This window comes from Mucilaginibacter ginkgonis (assembly GCF_009754905.2).
GTDB classification, from domain to species: domain Bacteria; phylum Bacteroidota; class Bacteroidia; order Sphingobacteriales; family Sphingobacteriaceae; genus Mucilaginibacter; species Mucilaginibacter ginkgonis.
Map to the genome: position 1 here is coordinate 3,664,787 of NZ_CP066775.1, position 22,811 is coordinate 3,687,597.

Below are 22,811 nucleotides of genomic sequence, written 5' to 3' on the forward strand. Positions count from 1 at the left end.
AATCATGAAAAGAATAATTTTTGCACTAACCCAAATATTGATTGTAATTGCTGCGAGGGTTGACGCCCAGACCGCGCCGATATTTGTAAAAGGCGAGCTGTCGGCCACTAATAACCACACCGGTAAGATATGGCTCAACGAACTGAGCATGCCAGACAGCACCTTTAACTACAGCGTTGCACAAGCCGTTTATGACAAGTCCGCTAAATTGGATTGGCACATACACCCTGCTGGCCAGATACTGATGGTTACGGAAGGTGAAGGTTATTACCAAGAAAAAGGACAACCTGCTAAAGTCATTCATAAAGGTGATGTGGTGAAATGCCCACCCGGAGTTGCACACTGGCACGGTTCTACACCCGGCAGCACTTTTACATATGTAGCAGTAACTCCGGCCCAAAAAGGGAAAACTATCTGGCTGCAACGGGTAACTGATGATGAGTATAAGAACGCTAAGAACAAATAATTAAGTAACGACATGAGAAAAATCCTTATAGCGGCATTACTGTGCGTTTGTTGCGCACAAATGAGCTATGCACAGGCCAGCTTGCCTATATCTGGTGCAGTAGGAACTAACAAAGATGAACAAGAAATTTTGAATCTATCCAGATCTAAATGGCAATGGATGGCCGATAAAAATGTTGATGCCTTGGATAACCTTTTTGCAGAAAAATGCGTGTTTGTACATATGGGTGGTAGCTGGGGCAAAACGCAAGAGATTAACACTATAAAAGGGGGCATGATCTGGTACAAGAAAGCCGAAGTTTACGGCGCATCGGTTAATGTCTTTGGCAACACTGCAATTTTGTTAAATGATATCGATTTGCTTGCAGTAGTTGGCGTCAACGAAGTTGTCCACGCGTTTATGGTAACAGAAGTTTACGTTAAGGAAGCAGGCAAATGGAAAATGGGATCATTAACATTTTCAACTTTATTAAGGCCGGTTAAAATGGGTGGAGTGCAAGCCACCCCACCACAGCAGCACTAACCATTTGATTTATAATGGTATACTAGCTCTGGAGTGAAACTTTAGGGCTAGTTTATTTCATAAAAACTTCAGTCTCTTTATCACCCCAATCTCATTTTGAAATAAGGGTTTAAAAATCTAAAAAGTATTCTTACCTTTGCGCCCGATTTGGCGATGTAGCCAGATACGTTATTTTAAATCATGAACCCATTTATTGAACTGGGAATCCGTCATGATATTGTTAATGCCATTAGCGACTTAGGATTTGAAAATCCTACGCCCATACAGGAAGCTTCTATACCTGTACTATTGTCTGGCAGCAACGATTTTGTCGGATTAGCCCAAACGGGAACCGGAAAAACGGCTGCTTTCGGACTGCCTCTATTAGAACTTATCGATTTTAAGCAAAATCGCCCCCAGGCACTGGTGCTTTGCCCTACACGTGAGTTGTGTTTGCAAATTGCCAGTGACCTTACAAAATTTGCCAAAAACCTGCCCAACGCAAATGTTGTCGCAGTTTATGGTGGCGCAAGCATTATGGATCAATTGCGTGCAATTAAACGCGGTGTACATATTGTAGTAGCTACGCCCGGCCGTATGCTGGATATTATTGGCCGCAACGCCATTGATTTTTCTGATATACGCTACGTTGTTTTAGACGAAGCAGACGAAATGTTGAACATGGGTTTCCAGGAAGATATCAACGAGATTCTTTCTACAACACCCGAAGAAAAGAAAACCTGGTTGTTTAGTGCAACTATGCCGCCCGAAGTGCGCCGCATAGCTAAAAACTACATGACCAACCCGCATGAGCTTACTATGGGTAAGCAAAACACGGGTAACGCTAACATCGAGCACGAGTATTATGTAGTACGTGCCCGCGACAAGTATGCCGCGTTTAAACGTATAGTAGATTTTAACCCCGATATTTTTGGTATCGTATTTTGCCGTACCAAAATTGAAACGCAGGAAATTGCAGAAGCGCTGATAAAAGACGGTTACAACGCCGACTCTTTACACGGCGACCTTTCGCAGCAACAACGCGATAAGGTTATGAAACGTTACCGCGAACGCAGCTTGCAATTATTAATTGCTACAGACGTTGCCGCACGTGGTATAGATGTGAATGATGTAACTCACGTTATTAATTATTCACTGCCAGACGAGATAGAGAACTACACCCACAGAAGCGGCCGTACAGCCCGTGCGGGTAAAACAGGCGTATCTATCGCTATCATCAACTCTAAAGAGTTAGGCAAGATACGCCAGATAGAGCGTGTTATCGGTAAACAATTTATCAAGGCAGAAGTGCCTAATGGCTTTGATGTATGCGAAAAGCAATTGTTCTCGCTAATACATAAAGTACACAATGTTACCGTCAATGAGCAACAGATAGAGCAATACATTCCGCGTATTATGGATGAGTTTGCTGATCTGAGCAAAGAAGATATTATCAAGCGTTTCGCGTCTTTAGAGTTTAATCGCTTCTTAGATTATTATCGGAATGCGCCCGACTTGAATGCCCCTGAAGAGGCTCGTTTCCGTGACCGCGATAATACGGGCGAGTGTTTTCCAAGAAATGGCGCACGTGGCGAATACACCAGGTTGTTCATCAACTTAGGTTCTGTTGACGGATTTGGCCGCGGCGAAATGCTTGGCTATATCTGCAACAATACCGGTATCGCCGGCAAAACTGTTGGTAAGATAGATGTTAAAGGTGTTTATTCATTCTTTGAAGTTGGCCATGGCGATGTGCAGCACATTACAGATGCTTTTAAATCGATTGAATATAAAGGCCGCCCTGTTCGTATAGAAATATCGAGCGAGGAGCGTAACGAAAGCCGCGGTGGCGCGTCTAATGGTTACAAACGCCGCGAAGGTGGTGGTGGTTACCGAAAAGAAGGTGGCTACGGTGGTGGCAACCGTCGCGAAGGCGGCTACAACGGTGGCAACCGCGACAGAGACAGAAATAATAGCGGTGGCGGTTTCAGGGATTTTTCCGGTAAACGCCGCGAAGACCGTTCAGAGCGCAAGAACCGCGCTTGAATGGCATAAGATAGTTTTAGTTTAGTTTTAGTTTAGTTAGTTAGGCAAAGCCCCTCAGTTTTCTGAGGGGCTTTTGTTTTAGCCATTCCTGTGTTACTCAAAAGGAATGATGCCACTATAAAGTCCTATACTTTGAAGTCCCGATATTATCGGGATAAGTAGGGCTCTTACTTGCTAAACTCTATACTCACAGAATCGGGGTAAAGCAGTTGCATATCATCGCCGTCTAGCTTTTGAATTACCAATTTAGTGTATGGGCGGTTGCCTTCAAAAGAGGTGAGTATCGTATCTTCTTTTAGAATGTATTCTTCCGCGGCAGACGTATCATTATTTGTAATCACTTGTTTGTTCGTGATCTTTAATTTGATGCTGCCGTCTTTAGAATGCCAGTTACCCTTTAGTTTGGATTGGGTACTGCCCGTGCATGCTGCAAACATTAAGACCGTGCCACAAAGAACATGAATAGCAATCAACGCGAAATTTTTCATAAGTAGCAGATAGACATAAGTAAAGGGTATTAAGTTTAAACCTAACACCCTTTGTTACAGATATTTTACATTGGCGGATTATCGCGCAGTTGCTCCTTGGTTACGAATACATGCTCGCCTTTTTTATTTACATAGTAGTATTTGGCGTCGCTGTTGATATAGATCTTTTCGCCGCCCGGGCCATACTTACCATCGAAGCGTTTATCTGCTACCGCAGATGCACCTTTAGAGGCAATTTCTGCGGTTTTTTGGCCGGTTTTTTTTCCGGCATGGCCAACATCTTTAGCCGCGTCTGAAGTTGAATGTGCTACGTCTTTTGCAGCCTTTGATGTTGCATGGCCAACATTCTTGGCTGCTTTCTTAATTCCGCTTTGTGCGTGTACTTGAGTTGCACCGAATAGTGCTGCCGCAAAGAGGACCGGCTTAAATAACTTTTTCATAGTTCCTGATATTTTAATCAGGAGTATTAATTCAATTGTGATGCCAAAAGCTGCATTTGAGCTACAGGAGGACGTTTCTGATATAGTATCGCATAAACAGCTTCACAAATGGGCATAGGTACTTTGTAGTTTTTATTTACCTGATGTAGGCAATTTACTGCATAATAACCCTCTGCTATCATGTTCATCTCCAGTTGGGCAGATGTTACGGTGTAACCTTTACCTATCATATTACCAAATGTACGATTGCGGCTAAATTGCGAATAAGCGGTTACTAACAAGTCGCCCAGGTAAGCCGATTCCATAATGTCGCGATTGATAGGGTGCACCGCATCAACAAAACGCTTTAATTCGCGGATGGCATTTGATATCAAGACCGATTGGAAATTATCACCATAACCTACTCCGTGGCAGATGCCGCTGGCAACTGCGTAAATATTTTTAAGTACAGCGCCCCATTCGGTACCGTAGATATCGTCAGAAATGATAGTTTGAATGTAACGCGTATTGATGAGCGATGCAAAATGCGCAGCCAGTTCTAAATCAGCTGAGGCGATGGTTAAATAAGACAGCTTTTCTAAAGCTACCTCCTCAGCGTGGCAAGGGCCGCTTATTACGATGAAATGGTCTAATGGCACGTTGTAATGCTCATGCAAAAACTCACCAATGATCTGGTTCTCATCGGGCACTATACCTTTTATTGCAGACACAACGTACTTACCTTTTAAATCTTCCGGGCTTATGTCGCTCAGAGCTTCTTTTAAAAAGGCGGCAGGTACGTTTAAAAGGATAAAGGTAGAGTTCCGGACTATGCACTTCAAATCGGTAGAAATATTGTTTGCAGGAAGCTTTATTTCAACGGAACTCAGATAATTGGGGTTGTGCTTAAACTGTTTAATGTGTTCCGCCGCCTGGGCGTTACGCATCCACCAATACATTTCTTTAGGCACAGCATTGTCAGTGAGCATTTTAAGGTTAGCCGTAGCCCAGCTGCCTCCGCCAATAATCGCTACCTTATTTTCAACGTCCATCAAATAAAATTTTACTTCCTTAGGTTAGAGAAGCAACAACCACAAAATAAAAAAATAATATGCATTTATTGGTTACGCTTAAGATTTATAATTTGCGCGTAATAAAACTCGTCAATGCGTGAGAGAACTAATGAAGATTTATACTTCTGTTATACCCTTTTGTTATTGCGGGAAGGGGAGTCAAGAAAGAATTGTGTAAGAGTCTTTAGGCGTTCCCCCGACAGGTCGGGGGAACGCTTTCCGCTCATACGTCTGCTTGCAGACGGTATCCGCTTCAATCGCTAACGCAAAAAACGCCCGAAATGTATTTAGTAAAAACTCCATGGTTGCTAAAAAAATTCTATCCCGGTTTGCTATGGAATATGCCGCGGGACGAGCGTAAGATCTATCTAACTTTTGACGATGGCCCTATCCCGGAGGTAACCCCCTTTGTACTGGACACCCTCTCGGATTTCAATGCCAGAGCTACATTTTTTTGTATTGGAGATAACATTCGAAAGCATCCCGAAATATTTGAACAAGTAAAACAGGCAGGGCACGCCATAGGCAACCACACCTTTAATCACCTTCGTGGCTGGGCCACAGATGATACAGCGTATATTAAGAACCTGCAAGCTTGTCAGGAGTTGATAGGTACGAACTTGTTTCGCCCGCCATACGGGCGCATGAAAAGATCCCAGATCAGTCACGTAAATGAGATCTATCCAGAGATGCAAATAGTGATGTGGGATGTTTTAAGCGGCGACTTTGATACAGAGCTATCACCTGATAATTGCCTTAAAAACGTCTTAAAGCATACGAGCAGCGGATCCATTATAGTTTTTCACGATAGCCTTAAAGCTTTTGAACGCCTTAAATATGTTTTACCGCGGGCACTCGGGCATTGGTCTAAACAAGGTTATCAGTTTGCTGTGTTATAGTTTAGTTAATCTTTACGTCATCATAGGTGGAGTAATCTCGCACTAAGAGGATCTTTATTAAAACCATATTATTCGTAACAAAAACGCTTATCGCTCATCAAACACTAAAACTCTTAGGTGGAAAATATATTACATATTGCCGGGCTTAATAAAACGTATCAAAGTGCCGGCCGAACGTTAACAGTTCTCGATGATATTAACTTCTCAGTTCCTACCGGTTCAACCAACGCTATTGTTGGCCCATCGGGCAGTGGCAAGACGACTTTACTTGGCCTCTGCGCGGGTTTAGACAGGGCAACGTCAGGGGTTGTTGAACTAAACGGAATTAGTTTTGGTAATCTTAGCGAAGACAAACGCGCGCAGGTGCGTAACCAATATGTAGGCTTTATATTTCAGAATTTTCAATTGCTGCCAACCCTTACCGCGTTGGAGAATGTGATGGTGCCGCTTGAATTGCGCGGCGAAAAAAATATTAAAGCGCGTGCACTCGACCTGTTAGATAAAGTTGGCTTGGCAGAACGTGGGCATCATTATCCGATGCAATTATCCGGAGGTGAGCAGCAGCGGGTATCGCTTGCAAGAGCATTCAGCAATCAGCCTAAGATCTTATTTGCCGATGAACCTACAGGTAACCTTGATGCCGAGACAAGCGAAAAAGTGATCAAACTAATATTTGATCTGAACACAGAGGCCGGTACTACGCTCGTATTGGTTACACATGACCTTGACCTGGCAGCTAAAACGCAGCGCATCATCAGAATAAAAGGCGGCAAACTGGTATCAGACGTAAAAACCGACACCAATGTCTGAACTGTTAAAAACAGAAAAGCAGCCACTTAAGCTGGGTTGGCTTTTTGAAATGGCCTGGCGCGACAGCCGCAAAAACCGCTCGCGGTTGATGCTGTTTATTTCGTCTATCATTTTTGGTATTGCAGCCATTGTGGCGATATACTCGTTTGGTTATAATATTAAAAAAGATGTAGATAACCAGGCAGCGACCCTAATCGGCGCAGATCTTTCCATCAGCTCAAACAAACCGGTCGACGCGTCTATAAAACCGATGCTCGATTCATTAGGCGACCGCCGATCGCAGGAGCGCAACTTCGCGTCAATGGTGTTTTTCCCAAAAACAGGTAATACCAAGTTAATGCAGATACGTGCACTTCAGGGAGAGTTTCCTTACTATGGCGCTATTGAAAGTACGCCGTCATCGGCTTCGCAAACTTTTAGGACCGGTCGGCGCGCATTGGTAGACCAAACATTAATGCTGCAATTCAATGCCCACGTAAACGACTCCATTAAAGTGGGGAACCTCACTTTTCAGATCGTGGGTGTATTAAATAAGGCACCCGGTCAAACGGGTATTGCGGCTGGCATTGCTCCAATAGTTTACATCCCGCTGCAGTACCTTGAGGCAACCGGACTGATGCAAAGAGGCAGTCGTATTGGCTACACGTTTTACTACAAATTTGACCATGATGTAAACGTTACCAAGCTGGTGAAGGGAATGGAAGACAAGTTGGAGCGCAACAACCTTAGCTATGATACTATAGATACCCGCAAAGAAAATACAGGCCGCAGTTTTGAAGACCTCACAAAGTTTTTATCGTTAGTTGGGTTCATTGCTTTGTTATTAGGCTGCGTTGGCGTTGCCAGTGCGGTGCACATCTACATCCGCGAAAAGATAGCATCAATTGCCATTATGCGTTGCCTGGGTGTGCGCTCTGCACAAGCGTTCATTATATACCTGATGCAGATTTTAGCCATTGGACTTGTTGGTTCTGTCATTGGTGCAGCATTGGGCAGCGCTATACAATATGCCATGCCGCACGTGTTTAAAGACTTTTTACCTTTAACGGTATCTACCGCGGTTTCATGGGCGGCCATTGGTCAGGGTGTATTGTTAGGAATGATCATATCGGTACTGTTTGCCTTGCTTCCGCTTATTGCTATCCGCAATATCTCGCCGTTAAACACATTACGCATGTCTTATGATAACATTAACCTTATGCGTGATCCTTTGCGTTGGTTGGTTTACCTTTTGATCGGCGGTTTTATCGTATTGTTTACCAAGTTCCAGCTGGATAGTTGGAAAGGCAGTGTCGCTTTCACAATAGGGATTCTCATCGCCTTTTTCATCCTTACACTCATTGCACGCGGGTTAATGATACTTGCCCGGCTGATCATACGCAATTCGTGGAGCTATTTATGGCGGCAAGGTTTTGCTAATCTTTACCGGCCTAATAATCAAACCATTATTTTAATTGTGTCGATCGGTCTTAGTACAACTTTTATCTGTACGTTATTTTTTATACAAAATATACTGGTTAAGCAGGTAAGCCTTTCTGCCACAAGCAACAGCGCCAATATGATCTTATTTGATATTCAGCCTGCACAAAAGCAAGCATTGGCAGCTACAACCAAAAGCCAGCATTTACCTGTAATTCAACAGGTGCCGGTAGTGACCATGCGAATGGCCACCATAAATGGTAAGACAGAGTCCATTTATAAAAAAGACACTACCCTCAAAATTCCGGCGCGAATTTTTGCGAACGAATATCGCGCCACTTACCGCGACACCCTTGTACCGACAGAAAAAGTCATCGAAGGTGATTGGACAGGCAAAGCAATTTCCGGAAAGGATGTGGCTATTTCCTTAGAAGACCGTTTTGCGAAGCATAACCATTTAAAGGTAGGCGATCATATAGCCTTTAACGTTCAAGGTTCACCAATACCAACTGTGGTTACCAGCATCCGCCAGGTAAACTGGAATAAAATGCAAACCAACTTTTTGGTTGTGTTTCCAAAGGGGGTTCTGGAAGATGCGCCACAGTTTTATGCTATGCTTACACATGTTGGATCTGATAAAATATCTGCTAAGTATCAGCAAACAGTGGTTAAGCAGTTTCCGAATATTTCTATCATAGATCTGGGGCAATTACTAAGTGTGCTTGATGAGTTGCTGGATAAATTAGGTGACATCATAAAATTCATGAGCGCTTTTAGCATCATTACGGGTATTGTGGTTTTGATTGCTTCAGTACGCATCAGCAAGTATCAACGCATACGCGAAAGTGTTTTATTGCGCACAATGGGCGCAAGCCGTAAACAAATACTAACCATTACTGCTTTAGAGTATATATTTCTTGGCGGGTTATCAGCTTTGACAGGGATATTGATAGCGATGACAGGAAGCTGGTTTTTAGCGAAGTTTAGTTTTGATATACCATTTACGGTAAGCATTGTACCGGCCGCTGTAATTTTTGTGATCATTACCGGGCTAACCGTCGTGATAGGCTTGTTAAATAGTCGTGGCATTTTGAACAGGCCGCCTTTAGAAATTTTAAGAGGCGATGATTGATAAAATGAATAAGACCAAAATATACCTGGCTTTTGCATGTGCGCTGCTTGCCTTTAGCTGTAGCAATCCGCCCAAGGTTAAAGATACAGACGATACGAGCTACGTAAAACGTAAAGCACCATCTGCAACAGGGAGGAAAACGATTTTAGTTTTTGGGGATAGTCTGACAGCAGGCTACGGCCTTGATGATCCATCAGCAGCGTATCCCGGAGTGTTGCAGCATTATATAGATTCTTTAAAGCTAAACTATACTGTTGTCAACTCCGGTGTTAGCGGCGAAACTACAGCCGGTGGCCGCAGCCGTATAGATTGGGTGCTGAAAACTGAACCGGATATCTTTCTGCTTGAATTAGGCGCAAACGACGGCTTGCGCGGTACTACAGTTACGGAGACTATTCACAACCTGCAAACAATAATTGATAAGGTAAAAGCGAAATATCCTGATACGAAGATTATCTTATTAGGTATGCAGGTGCCGCCAAGTATGGGGCAAAAATACGTAGGTGACTTTAAAAAGCTGTTTCCCGACCTTGCAGAAAAGAACCATATTGATTTGGTGCCTTTTTTGTTGCAGGGTGTTGGCGGTGACCCAAAACTTAACCAGGCGGATGGTATACATCCAAACGTTGCAGGCGCTAAAATTTTGGCAGCAAATGTTTGGCAGGTGTTAAAGAAAGAAATTTGATCCGACAAAAAAGCCCTTGATCTTTCAAGGGCTTTCTTGTTATTACCAGTAACGGTAATATCTGTGGTGATTGCGCATATAAGGCGCACGGTGATGATAATGACGACCGTTGTGATAATAGCGGCCCTTACCAATACTCACCCTGATTTGTGCATCTGCGCTGGCAAATGTGCAGGCAGTGATTGCTAATAGTAGTAAAAATTTTAAATGTTTCATGGCTTTGTTAGTTTATAAACCCATAACAGATGCTCTTGCAGGTTGGTTTGTACTATTATCGTTACGGTTTAATTTGTTGCAAGAGAGGTAGACGCGATCATCTCGTAGATCTCTTTTTGCGATTCCACAGCAACTTCTCCTTGCATAATGGGCACATTCTCCAATAAGCTGTTGATTGTCACCGCTTGCGTATTGTCCTGCAACTGAAGATCTATAATCCGGCGGACTTGCTTTTTAATCTCTGCATCATAAATTGGGAAGCATACCTCAATACGGTGGTAAATGTTACGGTTCATCCAGTCGGCAGATCCCATGTAAATTTCTTCGTTGCCGTTGTTGTCGAATATAAAAACTCGCCCGTGTTCCAGGTAGCGGTCTACTATCCGGCGGACAGTGATGTTTTCGCTCATGCCCGGCACGCCCGGAATAAGACAGCAAATCCCCCGGACGATGAGTTGAACTATAACACCGGCATTAGAGGCTTCATATAATTTACCAATAAGTGCTTCCTCTTCAAGATTATTTAGTTTTATAATAATGCCGCAGTGTAACCCTTGCTTTTTGTTAGCAATTTCCCGGTCGATCAATTCCAAAAAGCGGTCTTTCAAATTAAACTGAGCGACAAGTAAATTTTCAAAACTCACATCAGTTAGAAATTTGCCGGGCTTTGCGCGTTTGCCTAAAATGATAAACAACAGTTCCATTTCGCGCAGCAAAGCTTTATTGCTTGTAAAAAGGATATGGTCTGTATAAAATTTGGCTGTAGTTTCATTAAGATTGCCTGTTGCCAAGAGGCCGTAGTATGATGTCTTGTCTTGAAGTCTTTTTTTAACAAGCGCTATTTTTGCGTGTACCTTTAGCGCCGTAACGCTGTAAATGATTTTCACACCGGCATCCATCATTTTCTTTGCCCAATGCAGGTTGTTAGCTTCATCAAAACGCGCCTTTAACTCTACCACCACAGTTACCGATTTGCCATTTTTAGCCGCACTGATAAGCGCGTTTACAATAAGCGAATGACTGGCCACGCGATAAAGCGTGACGTATATCTCCGAAACATCTTTATCAATTGACGCCTCATTAAAAAAACGTAGTACAGCGTCATAATTGTTATAAGGCGGATGGATCATCAGGTCCCTTGTCGCAATGGTATCTGCAATGGTTCTGTCATTTTGTAAGCCGGGCGGAACAACTACCGGCCATGGCGTATTGGAAAGATCTTTGCGATGAGCGGGCAGGTTCATCAAATCTTTCAAATTGTGATAACAACCGCCTGCTACAGATGTAGCCTTAGTGATGTTCAGAAACTTTTTTAATTCTTCTAAAAGATAATCAGGCATATCGCCGTCATATAAGAAGCGTGTCGCTAAACCCTGGTCGCGTTTCTGTAGCTGTTTTTCTATCTCCTTAGACAGGTCTCCTGAGTAATCGTCTTTGAGATCCAGTTCGGCATCGCGGGTTACTTTAAAACTAAAACAGTTTTTAATCTCACTGCCTGTGAATATTTTATTGAGATTCTGTTTTATAACATCATCTATGAAAAGAATGTATAGGGTTTCTTTATCATCTATAGACATAAACCTGTCAAGTACATCAGAGGGGATATTCAAGATGTACAGCTTCGTATCCGTACTTGCCGCCGTTTCGACCAGGAAGTATAATTTATTGTTCTCAGGAAAGAAAACAGTGTCCCGGGTGATCAATACCGGTTGCAGAAATGCCGTAACTTCCGCTAAAAAATAACTGTCGATATTTTCCTTCAACTTCTCCGGAACAGGCTGCTCGTACAGCAACGTGATGTGCTCTGATGTTAACGCGGGCAGTAATTGCAACGTAAAGATCTCACCGAAACGGTTCAGTTGGTTATTTATGGTTTCGGTAACATTGTAAAAGATGTCGGCGTGTTCTGTTTCATCAAGATCAGCACTTTTTTTCTTACCTATCTTTTTCATGGCCGCGATAACCGGCATACGCACGCGGTAAAACTCGTCGAGGTTTGATGAAAATATGCTAAGGAATTTTATCCGTTCTAATAGCGGATTACGTGAATTGGCAGCTTCTTCTAAAACGCGGCTATTGAAACCCAGCCAGCTGAGATCGCGATTAAAAAAACGATATTCTTCCATCTTAACTAACAATGATTGCCTTGATATTCAAAATTAAAACAACATTGACTGGTAGCTTTGTGTTTCTCATTTATATTTGCGAAAACCCATAAAACGCAGCCCGACTTGAAAAAAGCAAAGTTGTTCATTTTAATACCTACCCTGTTTATTAGTGTTAAAGGGTTTGCGCAAGAACCTGTTGTTATCAAGCCGCCTCAGGACTCGCCGATACAAAAGTTTGATAATAACATAATGGATAACCTGGCTAAAAGCCGTACGCCTGAAAAGACACGTTATCTGCTAGGTGTCACTAACAGCATACAATATGTTGAAGCAGGGGTTCCGGCGGCAATGTTTATTGGCGGTGTATTAGGCCACGATAAAGAACTGAGAGAAAACTCATTATACGTTGCAAGCAGCACCGCTATATCGCTGGGCTTAACTTTGCTGATCAAACACTTTGTGCGCCGCCCAAGGCCGTTTATCCGAAACAAAACATTCATCCCCGTTTACAGGGCCGGTAGCACGTCTTTCCCGTCCGGCCACACTTCTACCACATTTGCTCTGGCTAGTTCGTTGAGCATTGCCTACCCGAAATGGTATGTTATCGCTCCGGCATTTATTTACGCCGGCACTGTGGGCTATTCGCGTATGTACCTTGGAGAGCATTTTCCGACAGATGTTGCTGCCGGGGCGACAATCGGGGTTGGATCGGCCGTTGCACTATCAGGATTGAGCCGTTAAAACCTGAAACCAACTGTAAAGTATGGGTAAGCGCCTTCTTTTGAAAAGCCTACCAAACCTTCAATCAGTATCAATTGCGCAGGGGTGAAATATAAACCGCCGCCAAAACCATCATGCCAAACATTTGAATTTTCGCCGGGCGACCAAACCCTGCCTATATCATTGAATCCCACCGCCCCAACTGTGCCGGGCAGCACATAAGAGTTAAAGTCGAACAATTTAAAGCGAACTTCCAGATTATCATAAGCGTAACTTTTGCCCGTAAAACGCTGGAAGTAATAACCTCTCAAGTTAACATTGCCGCCAAGCGTAAGCTGTTGAAAGTACTCTGCATTGCCGATGGTGGTACCACCGCCTATTCGGTTTGCGATAACAAATGTTGAATCACTTGGAGGTGTAATGAAGAAACTAAATTCGGTCTTGATTTGTCCGTAACTGTGTTCATTTTGTTTTATGCCCGTTATACCGCTGATTGTAGTGTTCCAATTTACCCCGCGATGCGGTACTAAAGATTTGTCACGGGTATCATAATTAGCGTTGACAGTAACACCTGCATACCATTTTGTATCAAACACGCGCTCATCGGGATGCTGGTCGGCGTAGTTCTTTATAAACTTGCTTTGATTTTTGCCGCCTTCACCATTGTAATATTGTCCGGTAAGGCTTTCTGTAAATGCCCAATTGCCCGGCCGTTGTCTTAAACCAATGTTTGTTTCAACGTAATCATAAGTATTGCGATAATAATACACATCAGTTCCCTGATCCTCATTGTTTAAGAAGACACTTTCGTTGCCGGTGCCAAAAAAGCTGTATTTATAGTTCGGGCCTTTTGAAAAAGCGTTTACCACAAGGTCGCTTCCGCCAATTGCTTTGGTAAATTCGCCTTTATAACCTAAATAAAGCGAATTGTTGCCGAAGCCATAGTTGGCTATAAAGGTTTGCCTCGACGCAAATGGCTCTTTACGGAACCCTTGTTTAACGACAATAACTTCCGGGATTAATTGAAAGCCATAATCGCGGTTATAACTTGCCAAAAGCAGGGGCTGCCAATAGCTGTACTTAAAATATTTACGCTTATAGTAGTTAACCAGCGTATCTGTGCCCGTACGAAGCTTTACCTGGCCTGCGTTTGGAAAAATGTTTTTCTGGTCGCTGCGGTCATAAATATATCGGTTACCATGAGACTTTATACTGCTATCTACGTTAAATGTATCTTCGCCATCGCCGCCGATCATCCGCACCTTTATCGGTGACCTATCAACGCCGTGCATCGAGAAAACATCATCACCGTCTAGCGCAAAAATTCTTACATCCTTTGTATCCGCCGGGTCAAATGTCCGTTCAAATGTTACCTGTTCTATTTTACCTTCTTTGCTGATCTTGTTGATCTTTACATGTACGCTTCCATCGGCATTATTAGTTACATCAACATATTCTTTTTTAGCAGTCCCTAATACTTCAACAGAATGAGAGATGAATTTATAGTAGGTGAGTGCCTGATCCTTTAAGCCGTTTCTGCGGGCTATCATTTTATTTGTGATTGGCGGGCCCGACAAGCGGTAAATAGCAGGCGGCATACGTTTTACAGCCTCGCTGATCACTTGGTCTGTCAGCAATTTTTGAGCATCGGCAATCTGCTCCAACCAATCTTGTTTGCCCAAGCGTGATAAGTAATAGCGGTCAAAATCCTGATTATTCAGGTTCCAGAAGTCAATTGCCCGAATGCGGGTATTATAGTTTTGGAATTTTTCAAAGCTGTCGTTTAAAGATAATATCGTCGGGAAAATGCCGGTGCCGTTGTAAAACACCTGGTCGCGGTCTTTAGGTATCGGTTTAAAGTAAGTGCCTTTTCCGTCTTCTATCTGTTCAAAGCGCCATTGATCTCCGTGGCGGTCCCAGTCCCCTAAAATAAAATCGAGCAAACGTGCCCGTAATATCAATTTTGCGTCAACGTGATTATCATTATCAGCCTCAAGCTTTTTCTGTGTCTTATCATTATTGTCCGTTTTATCTACATCGCTTGGTTCGCGCTCTTCAAACAGGAAAACCTTATTAGCAAATTCCTTGCGATATTTTCCTAAAGCAGGATCGTCGCTTACATAAACTACCTGAGGGTTTGCATGTGGAATGCCTAATGCCTGTGCCAACGTTGGCACTACCAAAGCGCCAAAAGGGTGTTCTGCCGTAACTTGGTCTTGAACTATACTTGCAGCAAGGGTGCCTCTTAACGCTTCGGGTAAAACACTGTCAGGATATTTTTGAATGGTGCGCAGGGTCCATTTTTGACCGGAGGCATCTACCAAGTGTAAAGATTTGGTTTGTCGGCCTCCGCCTTCCTCATCTATTTTTAAGCCGCCGTAGTCTTTAAAACTAAAGACTTTCATTTTTACGGGAGTTGCCCATAACTTTCTGTAACTCTCGCCGAAAAATCTACGGTGCGTTTTGCTGACACTGTCATAACCCGGTTCTACCGCGCGGACAATACTGTCGCCTAACGTATGCTTTTGCGCACTAACATCCATTCCTGTTATTGTTAACAAGAAAAGGACGATATATCTTAAGAATGAGTTTTTTCGAGATGGTAATTGCAAGTCAGGCAAAGTTTTAGTACTGATTTATACCGTAATGTGTTTTTGCAATATTTTGTTTGCCTCCTTTGCGTAAATCTGTAGAAAATCTGAAGAATATGGAGCCCTATTGTTCGACAACGCCTTTTAGTTGGTTCAATACAGTTTTCCAATTTTCAGTCGAATGCTGTTTTGCTTCCTCATTAGCAATGTTATCCTGAGTTAAAGTTACTTTAGTTTTACCGCAGATCTCGTCCAACTCATAAGTAACTTTGTCATAATTCTCGGGCTTGTCTTCTAAACCGCTCATTGAACTCCAATAAGTGCTTTCGAATACTTTGTTAGGAACAAGTTTTAAGATAGTGCCCTTATCTTTGTACGCTTTGCCATTATACTCCCCTTCATAAGTTATGGGGCTGCCTTCTGTCCAGTGCGACGTGACATTTGTGCCGAAAAGATATTGTTTAATAATATCCGGCGATGTTATCGCTTGCCAAACCTTTGATGCAGGAGCATTGATCTCTATAGTTACGGTTGCTAAAAACTGATTTTTCATAGGTCGCACTTTTCTTTAATAAGTGACTGACGGTCAAAATGTTTTGTAAAGAAAAAAGCCATCGGTCAGACGGCTTTAAGACAAACTGTATAATGGTATAATTGTCCCGGTAGTCCTATAATTCTTCTCCATGCTGGCTTGCATCCAAGCCGGCAATTTCTTCTTCAACACTTACACGTAAGGGGCTGATTAGGTCTGTTACTTTTAACAACAATAACGATCCGAAAAACGCGAATATGGACACACAAACAAGTGCGATTATGTGAATGAAAAATAAATGTGTTTGGCCGAAAAATAAACCGTTGCCTGTAGTGTTTGCAGGATTAATGTTTTGGTTGGCAAATACGCCTGTTAGCAGCATACCTACCATACCCCCAACGCCGTGGCAAGGAAAAACGTCGAGCGTATCATCAATAGATGTTTTACTCCGCCACTCAACTACCAGGCTGCTCACGATAGCTGCAACAATGCCAATAATAAGCGAGTGCGGGATGCTCACATAACCTGCGGCTGGGGTAACTGCAACTAGCCCCACAACCGCACCAATACATGCACCCATAACTGTTGGCTTATGGCCGCGCGACATTTCAAAAAATATCCACGCTATTGCAGCCGCGGCAGAGGCTGTGGTTGTTGTAGCTAATGCGGTAGCCGCCAGCGTGCCTGATCCTAATGCAGACCCTGCATTGAACCCGAACCAGCCAAACCAAAGTAAACCTGTACCCAGCAAAATGTAGCTGATGCGTGCAGGGTTATGTGCCTTATCTGTCCTTTGTTTTAAATAGAGCGCAGAAGCCAGTGCCGCCCAGCCCGCGGACATGTGAACAACCGTGCCGCCTGCAAAATCTAGCACGCCGGCCTTATAAAGTAACCCGTCCGGGTGCCAAACAGAATGTGCCAACGGAGTATATATAATGATGATGAATAGCGAAATGAAAATAAGGTAAGAGGTGAACTTAATACGCTCCGCGAATGCTCCCGTGATAAGTGCCGGAGTGATCACTGCGAATTTCAATTGAAACATTGCGAAAAGTATTAAGGGGATTGTTGGCGCTAGTTTCCAGGTAACGTTACCAAGCATGCCCTTCATCATAAAAAAAGTTGCCGGGTTACCAATTACTCCTCCAACAGAATCGCCGAAAGCCAAACTGAATCCAAAAACTACCCAGATTATGGTTATGAGGCCCATACAAACAAAACTTTGCATCATGGTTGACAAAACATTTTTTCGGGTAACCATTCCACCATAAAAATAAGCCAAACCCGGAGTCATGATCAAAACTAAGGCCGTTGCCATTAACATCCACGCTGTATCGCCCGAGTTTATCTGACTGTTTTTAACATTTTGTACATCAATTGATGGAAATATCAATCCAAGAGCTATGACAATTAATAAAAAAATAAGAGGAGCAATTTTTTTCATTAAAACTGAGGTATTAATTCACCAAATTTAAAACTATTATCAAAAAATTAAGTAAAAAATTAAATTTTTGAGTTACTTGTGAATTAATGTTAACAAAAATGCAATATTATAAATGACTTTCTAAGTATGAATTGTAAAGAAGGCATGTTTGGCGTGCAAACAAAACGTCGCAAGAAAGCTTATACTAAAAACCATTTTATGAAAGCTTATTGGAAACCTGTTTGCCTTTGCATTTTGGCGTTGGCTACTGCTTGTCAAAACAACAAAAACCAATCTTCAACAACGGATACCACGAAACAAACTACATCAAATGACGCTGCGGCTGCCGTGGCCGGTGATGCTAAAATAGCATCAGCTTCAAATTTTGAAATACAAATCCCTGATGGCTGGCATTATGATCAGCCTATTTTAAACGGACAGACCAAATTCTTTCTTACCGCGCCAAAGGAAATGAACTATCAAACCAATATCAATATTTTGAAGGACCCGATGAAAGGCGAAAACCTTGATGACTACATTAAGGTAAGCCTTGCCAAAATGCAATCCATGCCTGTTACCATGGGTAGCAGCGGAGATTTCACAGCAAACGGTGTTTCAGGAAAATATTTGAAATATATCTATAACGCCAAAGAACGCATGATAGCTGTCAAATCTTACGTTTTTGGCAAAAATGATACGGCTTACGTAGTTACAGCTACCACAGTACCCGAGTTAGGCAAAAAATACGAACCCGTATTTGACAAGGCGGTAAGTACTCTCAAAATTAAGTAGTATTCGAGGGTCATCAGCGCAAGGTTATAATTTGAGTTTCATTTCCCGGCTACGGCATTTCTTATTAAATTAGTAGCTGTGGATAATTTCATTGTTTCGGCACGTAAATATCGCCCGGCCACTTTTGAAACCGTTGTAGGTCAGCAACATGTGACTAACACGTTAAAAAACGCGATCAAAAGTAACCAACTTGCGCAGGCGTTTTTGTTCTGCGGCCCGCGCGGGGTAGGTAAAACTACTTGCGCGCGTATACTTGCCAAAACTATTAATTGCACCAATTTGCAGCCAAACGGCGAGGCTTGCGGCACCTGCGATTCTTGCAAAGCGTTCCAAAATGGCAACTCATTTAACGTGCACGAACTGGATGCCGCGTCCAATAACTCTGTTGATGACATCCGTAATTTAATAGATCAGGTACGTATACCCCCACAAGCCGGCAGATATAAAGTTTATATCATTGATGAAGTGCATATGTTGTCGCAGGCGGCTTTTAACGCGTTTCTGAAAACGCTTGAAGAACCACCGTCATACGCCATCTTTATACTAGCGACTACAGAAAAGCATAAGATACTGCCAACCATACTTTCTCGATGCCAGATATTTGATTTTAACCGCATTAAGGTCGAAGATATGGCTGCTCACCTGGCATCCATCGCGGTAAAGGAAAGCATATCATACGAGGATGACGGACTTCACATCATTGCCCAAAAAGCAGATGGTGGTTTGCGCGATGCGCTATCGATGTTTGATCAGATCGTTAGCTTTTCCGGCGGGAATGTTACTTATCATACTGTTATCGAGAACCTTAATATCCTTGATTACGATTACTATTTCAGCCTGACTGATAGCCTGATGCAACAGGCTACATCCAAGACACTATTAACGTTCGACGAAATCTTGTCTAAAGGATTTGACGGCAGCCATTTTATCAGTGGTATGTCTCACCACTTACGTAATTTATTGGTAGGCAAAGATTCGGTTACACTTAAGCTGTTGGAAGTAAGTGAAGGGGTACGTCAGCGTTATATGCAACAGTCTCAGCTAACACCGGTATCCTTTTTACTCTCTGCATTGAACATCGCAAACCAATGTGAGATCAACTATCGTTTAAGCAAAAACCAGCGTTTGCAGGTTGAATTGGCATTACTTAAAATGTGCCATCTTAACGCGGCATTCAATTTGGTTAATCTGCCCGCGACTGAGGACCAGGTTAAAAAAAAAACTGATGCCGCAAGCATAGCTCCTCAAACTACAACCATTACTGCTGCTTTGACTCCTGATAATTTAACCAAAGAACCCGAAGTAAAATATAATGCAGCGCCATCTATTGCTGCACCGGTATCAGAGCCATCAAAGCCGCAAGCTATAATAACGGCGCCTGTTGACAGTCCACCTGCTCCGGCCCGGCCTCAGGCAGAGAAACCTAAGATCGTTATTCCGGCTAAAACGACATTTATTCCCTCATTAAAGGATCTTTCGACAGGTAACTCTAATGTTGTGGACGAAGAAGACCCTTATATTAAGGGAACAGATAAAAATCCGTTTACGATGGACGATTTTCTGAAAAAATGGAACGAGTATGCCATCAAGCTCAAAAAGGAAAGTAAGATGAGCTTGTTCACAATTTTTACAACGGAAGCCCCGGTAATGCTAAAGCCCTATGACTTTGAAGTGGTTGTAAGCAATAAGGCACAGGATAATAATTTTAGGGACGAGAAGCCAGACCTGCTTAACTTTTTAAGGGTTCAACTTAAGAATTTCGATATACAGATCTTTACTCGTATAGACGAAACTATTGTTACCAAGCGCCCTTACACAGACCAGGAAAAATTTCAGCATATGGCATCGCGTAACCCGCATTTGTTGGAACTACAAAAAAGCTTCAACCTGGATTTTAATTAAGACGGGTTAAGGAGTAGTGACAGCCACAGGTAGGATCTTACCATTAAAGAATTTGTGGCCGGTTACCGCGAAATCGGCGATATATTTACCCATTTCAAAAGCCATTACCGGCGATTGATAACCCGGGAAGGCGGCCTCTAACATTTCTGTTTGTGCCGAACCTAATGCCAGGCAATTTACGCTGATCTTAAGGTCGGCAAGTTCCATAGCCAGCGTTTCTGTAAAGTTGTGCAAAGCTGCCTTACTTGCCGAGTAGGCAGATAGCCCCTTGAACTTAGCGCTGCCCTGAAAGCCTCCCATACTACCAATGTTAACGATATGGCCACCTTCTTTAACAAGTGGTAAAAGCGTTTGCGTTATGCGTACGTGAGACAAGAAATTGCTTTGCAGCATTTCTACGAAATCCATTTCACCTAATTGCTCAAAAGGTTTGTTTATAAGCGCGCCTGCATTGTTAATTAAAACATCTAATTGGCCATTAAATCTATCATTTACAAAAGCTTTTAAATCGTGATGGTCATCATTTACCAAGTCAAACACCACAGGGTAAATTACACATTCAGGGTTTAAACTTTGAGCGATCTCCTGCAGTTTTACCAGCTTTTCTTGTGTACGGGCCAGTACAATTAATTTGTGCTTTGTTGTTGCCGTTAGTTCTATCGCTGCTTCGAAGCCAACACCGCTGCTGGCACCGGTTATAATTATGTTCATAAATTTTCAATTCGTTTTTGCGAACGTAATGAAGCGATTTCTAATCGGCAAATATTTTAAGATGGCTTTTGGAATTAAACTTCGCTTTAAGTGTGGCTGTTTTATGCGACAGGTTTTGCAGTCACATTCTTCACTAAATTTAAGCCGTCTGTTATCAATTTTTGCAAACCAGGTTGTTCTGCTGCTTTAGACGTTAAAAACTCTACAATAGTTCCTTCTAAGCTGTGTTGCTGATCTTGTTCTTTCAAAATTTCTAATATCTCCAACGCACAAAGCCAGTCGTTGGGATGATGAACGATTAGTCGCTGCCAGATAGACCCTAGATGCTCTACAGAACCTTTGTGCTCCCTTATCTCCCTTACTCGTCCATATAACTTCTGCAGATCAACCGTTTGCTGATCATAGTCAGGGTGATAGGTGGTTGTCGCAGGCGTATATGCTATTTCTTCAAACGCGTCTTTATCTGCCGCGCCGCAATAAACAGAAATTATCCGTTCGCCAACTGCCATATCATACATGCCCCATGATGGGTCGAACAATACATTGCCTTTTGCATCGGTGACGGTACAATCCGAAAATGAAATCAGCTGTAACTTCCCCGCATTCCGAATCAGCGAACGTACATGTCCCTGAACAATTACACCGCTCTCAAATTGTAATTTTGCCGCGCTGTAAATAGTTATTCCGTACAATTGCAAATCTTCATCGCCAAAATCTTCCAATGGTTTTACTGCACCACTTAGTTTTCCAACAGGTGAGCTGAAGCCGTTTTTGTGATAATCTTTGCCATGACGGTGTAACTGCCTGTTATTATAAGCTAAAGCTGATGGCCCGGTTGTTCTTATAAAAACCGGTAAACCCTTGTCCTCTATAAATGCTGCAAACGTTCCGCTTACCTGTAATCCCGAACTATACACCGCTGTACAAGTGTTTTTGCTATCGATAGCTTTTTGCAGCCCGTAGCTTCCCCCGCGGCGGAATGACATAGTATTTGCGAACGTTTCTAAAACGTCGATCAAATTCTCAAAATCGGGCGTTACAAAAAGCTGAGGCTGTGGTTTCGTGATATCGTAACTGTAATTAACGGCATCTATTGTGTAAGGCAATTTAGCCACTTCAGGTTTCATGCAGCCGGCGCTTTCACCGATTGATGATAGGAGGCCCGCACCGTATATCTTTGGATTTTCCAATGTACCGATCAGTCCATATTCTACCGTCCACCAGTGCAAACGGCTTAGTAAAGCCATTTCAGACGGCTCGCCCATATTTTCCTGGCGATATTTAAGCAGGTCTTCTGCAGCCTGTAGCTCTTCCGGGTCGCAGTCGGGCATTTCTTTTAAAATCGATAGCGCCCGTATAGCTTCGTATAGATCATAATCTTGTGCGGAGAACATAGCCTTCGCACCGATCGATCCGAAGTAACTCAGGTATTTGTGATAATCGGGCTCAGCAATAATGGGCGCATGCCCTGCCGACTCATGGATGATATCCGGAGCTGGTGTGTAAGCTATATGGTTTAGCTGACGGATGTCTGCAGCGATTACCAGAACCCTATACGCCTGGTATTCCATAAACGCTGCCGGCGGAATAAAACCATCAACAGTAACCGCGCCCCAACCAATTTTTCCCAGCGCGTCATTCACGTCCTGCATGTTGGGGATGTGTTCTATGCTTAAGCCGGCTTTCTTCAATCCTGGTATGTAAGGATAGTGAGCGACATCCTTTAACCAAGCATAATTTTGCCGCATTACATACCGCCACACTGCATGGTCTATTGGCGTGTAACGCTCGTAATGCTGTTGTACGATGTACTGTTTTAAATGTAAAGGCAGTTTGGCAACCTGCGGATTATCAAAATCGTTAAAGCCGTCCATAGGC

General features: G+C 43.0%; 20 protein-coding genes and 1 pseudogene. 11 read left to right on the forward strand and 10 right to left on the reverse strand.

Annotated elements, in window-relative coordinates:
- Nucleotides 1–4: 4 nt before the first annotated feature.
- From GO620_RS16995 to GO620_RS17005, 3 genes are all read left to right on the forward strand, one after another.
- Nucleotides 5–466 carry a cupin domain-containing protein gene (locus GO620_RS16995; RefSeq protein WP_157523450.1) on the forward strand — a complete coding sequence of 154 codons (462 nt, stop codon included), beginning with the start codon at nucleotides 5–7 and terminating at the stop codon, nucleotides 464–466.
- A gap of 12 nt (nucleotides 467–478) precedes the next feature.
- Nucleotides 479–988 carry a nuclear transport factor 2 family protein gene (locus tag GO620_RS17000; protein ID WP_157523449.1) on the forward strand — a complete coding sequence of 170 codons (510 nt, stop codon included), beginning with the start codon at nucleotides 479–481 and terminating at the stop codon, nucleotides 986–988.
- Between the two features lie 180 nt (nucleotides 989–1,168).
- Nucleotides 1,169–3,013 (forward strand): DEAD/DEAH box helicase, encoded by a 1,845-nt coding sequence (locus GO620_RS17005; RefSeq protein ID WP_157523448.1) that lies wholly within the window; start codon nucleotides 1,169–1,171, stop codon nucleotides 3,011–3,013.
- Between the two features lie 167 nt (nucleotides 3,014–3,180).
- Here the strand turns inward: GO620_RS17005 and GO620_RS17010 are convergent, their stop codons facing one another.
- The 3 genes from GO620_RS17010 to GO620_RS17020 all read right to left on the reverse strand — a co-directional run bounded on the left by GO620_RS17010 (nucleotide 3,181) and on the right by GO620_RS17020 (nucleotide 4,972).
- Complete coding sequence (locus tag GO620_RS17010; protein ID WP_157523447.1) at nucleotides 3,181–3,501, reverse strand: hypothetical protein; 321 nt, start codon at nucleotides 3,499–3,501, stop codon at nucleotides 3,181–3,183.
- A 65-nt stretch (nucleotides 3,502–3,566) separates the two neighbouring features.
- Nucleotides 3,567–3,941: a hypothetical protein gene (locus tag GO620_RS17015; protein ID WP_157523446.1), complete on the reverse strand. Its 375-nt coding sequence runs from the start codon at nucleotides 3,939–3,941 to the stop codon at nucleotides 3,567–3,569.
- A gap of 26 nt (nucleotides 3,942–3,967) precedes the next feature.
- Nucleotides 3,968–4,972: an NAD(P)H-dependent glycerol-3-phosphate dehydrogenase gene (locus tag GO620_RS17020; protein ID WP_157523445.1), complete on the reverse strand. Its 1,005-nt coding sequence runs from the start codon at nucleotides 4,970–4,972 to the stop codon at nucleotides 3,968–3,970.
- A 302-nt stretch (nucleotides 4,973–5,274) separates the two neighbouring features.
- Here GO620_RS17020 and GO620_RS17025 point away from each other — a divergent pair, with 302 nt between their 5' ends.
- From GO620_RS17025 to GO620_RS17040, 5 genes and pseudogenes are all read left to right on the forward strand, one after another.
- Nucleotides 5,275–5,892: a polysaccharide deacetylase family protein gene (locus GO620_RS17025; protein WP_157523444.1), complete on the forward strand. Its 618-nt coding sequence runs from the start codon at nucleotides 5,275–5,277 to the stop codon at nucleotides 5,890–5,892.
- A 117-nt stretch (nucleotides 5,893–6,009) separates the two neighbouring features.
- The gene (locus GO620_RS17030; RefSeq protein ID WP_200230409.1) at nucleotides 6,010–6,702 is read left to right on the forward strand and encodes an ABC transporter ATP-binding protein; all 693 of its coding nucleotides are present in this window, start codon (nucleotides 6,010–6,012) and stop codon (nucleotides 6,700–6,702) included.
- 88 nt (nucleotides 6,703–6,790) lie between these two features.
- A pseudogene (locus GO620_RS17515) lies at nucleotides 6,791–7,345 on the forward strand (ABC transporter permease); the annotation flags it as partial.
- Between the two features lie 207 nt (nucleotides 7,346–7,552).
- Nucleotides 7,553–9,253 carry an ABC transporter permease gene (locus GO620_RS17035; protein WP_394368564.1) on the forward strand — a complete coding sequence of 567 codons (1,701 nt, stop codon included), beginning with the start codon at nucleotides 7,553–7,555 and terminating at the stop codon, nucleotides 9,251–9,253.
- Between the two features lie 4 nt (nucleotides 9,254–9,257).
- The gene (locus GO620_RS17040) at nucleotides 9,258–9,938 is read left to right on the forward strand and encodes an arylesterase (RefSeq protein WP_157523443.1); all 681 of its coding nucleotides are present in this window, start codon (nucleotides 9,258–9,260) and stop codon (nucleotides 9,936–9,938) included.
- A gap of 42 nt (nucleotides 9,939–9,980) precedes the next feature.
- On the opposite strand, the gene GO620_RS17045 is transcribed toward GO620_RS17040, so the two are convergent.
- Together GO620_RS17045 and ppk1 are read right to left on the reverse strand one after the other, a co-directional pair.
- Complete coding sequence (locus tag GO620_RS17045; protein ID WP_157523442.1) at nucleotides 9,981–10,154, reverse strand: hypothetical protein; 174 nt, start codon at nucleotides 10,152–10,154, stop codon at nucleotides 9,981–9,983.
- Between the two features lie 68 nt (nucleotides 10,155–10,222).
- Nucleotides 10,223–12,280: a polyphosphate kinase 1 gene (gene ppk1 / locus GO620_RS17050; protein WP_157523441.1), complete on the reverse strand. Its 2,058-nt coding sequence runs from the start codon at nucleotides 12,278–12,280 to the stop codon at nucleotides 10,223–10,225.
- Between the two features lie 105 nt (nucleotides 12,281–12,385).
- Here ppk1 and GO620_RS17055 point away from each other — a divergent pair, with 105 nt between their 5' ends.
- Complete coding sequence (locus GO620_RS17055; protein ID WP_244139436.1) at nucleotides 12,386–13,003, forward strand: phosphatase PAP2 family protein; 618 nt, start codon at nucleotides 12,386–12,388, stop codon at nucleotides 13,001–13,003.
- Here GO620_RS17055 and GO620_RS17060 read toward each other — a convergent pair.
- From GO620_RS17060 to GO620_RS17070, 3 genes are all read right to left on the reverse strand, one after another.
- The gene (locus GO620_RS17060; RefSeq protein ID WP_244139437.1) at nucleotides 13,000–15,525 is read right to left on the reverse strand and encodes a BamA/TamA family outer membrane protein; all 2,526 of its coding nucleotides are present in this window, start codon (nucleotides 15,523–15,525) and stop codon (nucleotides 13,000–13,002) included. The genes GO620_RS17055 and GO620_RS17060 overlap by 4 nt on opposite strands.
- A gap of 172 nt (nucleotides 15,526–15,697) precedes the next feature.
- Complete coding sequence (locus GO620_RS17065; RefSeq protein ID WP_157523439.1) at nucleotides 15,698–16,126, reverse strand: SRPBCC family protein; 429 nt, start codon at nucleotides 16,124–16,126, stop codon at nucleotides 15,698–15,700.
- A gap of 115 nt (nucleotides 16,127–16,241) precedes the next feature.
- On the reverse strand, nucleotides 16,242–17,549 hold the full coding sequence (locus GO620_RS17070; protein WP_157523438.1) for an ammonium transporter: 1,308 nt from the start codon (nucleotides 17,547–17,549) through the stop codon (nucleotides 16,242–16,244).
- 126 nt (nucleotides 17,550–17,675) lie between these two features.
- Between GO620_RS17070 and GO620_RS17075 the strand changes: the two genes are divergently transcribed.
- Entirely contained in the window at nucleotides 17,676–18,320 is a 645-nt protein-coding gene (locus tag GO620_RS17075; RefSeq protein ID WP_157523437.1) for a hypothetical protein, read from the forward strand.
- A gap of 78 nt (nucleotides 18,321–18,398) precedes the next feature.
- Entirely contained in the window at nucleotides 18,399–20,222 is a 1,824-nt protein-coding gene (locus GO620_RS17080) for a DNA polymerase III subunit gamma/tau (protein ID WP_200230432.1), read from the forward strand.
- Nucleotides 20,223–20,228: 6 nt separating this feature from the next.
- On the opposite strand, the gene GO620_RS17085 is transcribed toward GO620_RS17080, so the two are convergent.
- Both GO620_RS17085 and GO620_RS17090 read right to left on the reverse strand, forming a co-directional pair.
- Nucleotides 20,229–20,933, reverse strand: a complete 705-nt coding sequence (locus GO620_RS17085; RefSeq protein ID WP_157523436.1) for an SDR family NAD(P)-dependent oxidoreductase — start codon at nucleotides 20,931–20,933, stop codon at nucleotides 20,229–20,231.
- Nucleotides 20,934–21,034: 101 nt separating this feature from the next.
- Nucleotides 21,035–22,807, reverse strand: a complete 1,773-nt coding sequence (locus tag GO620_RS17090; RefSeq protein WP_157523435.1) for an aromatic amino acid hydroxylase — start codon at nucleotides 22,805–22,807, stop codon at nucleotides 21,035–21,037.
- Nucleotides 22,808–22,811 lie beyond the last annotated feature (4 nt).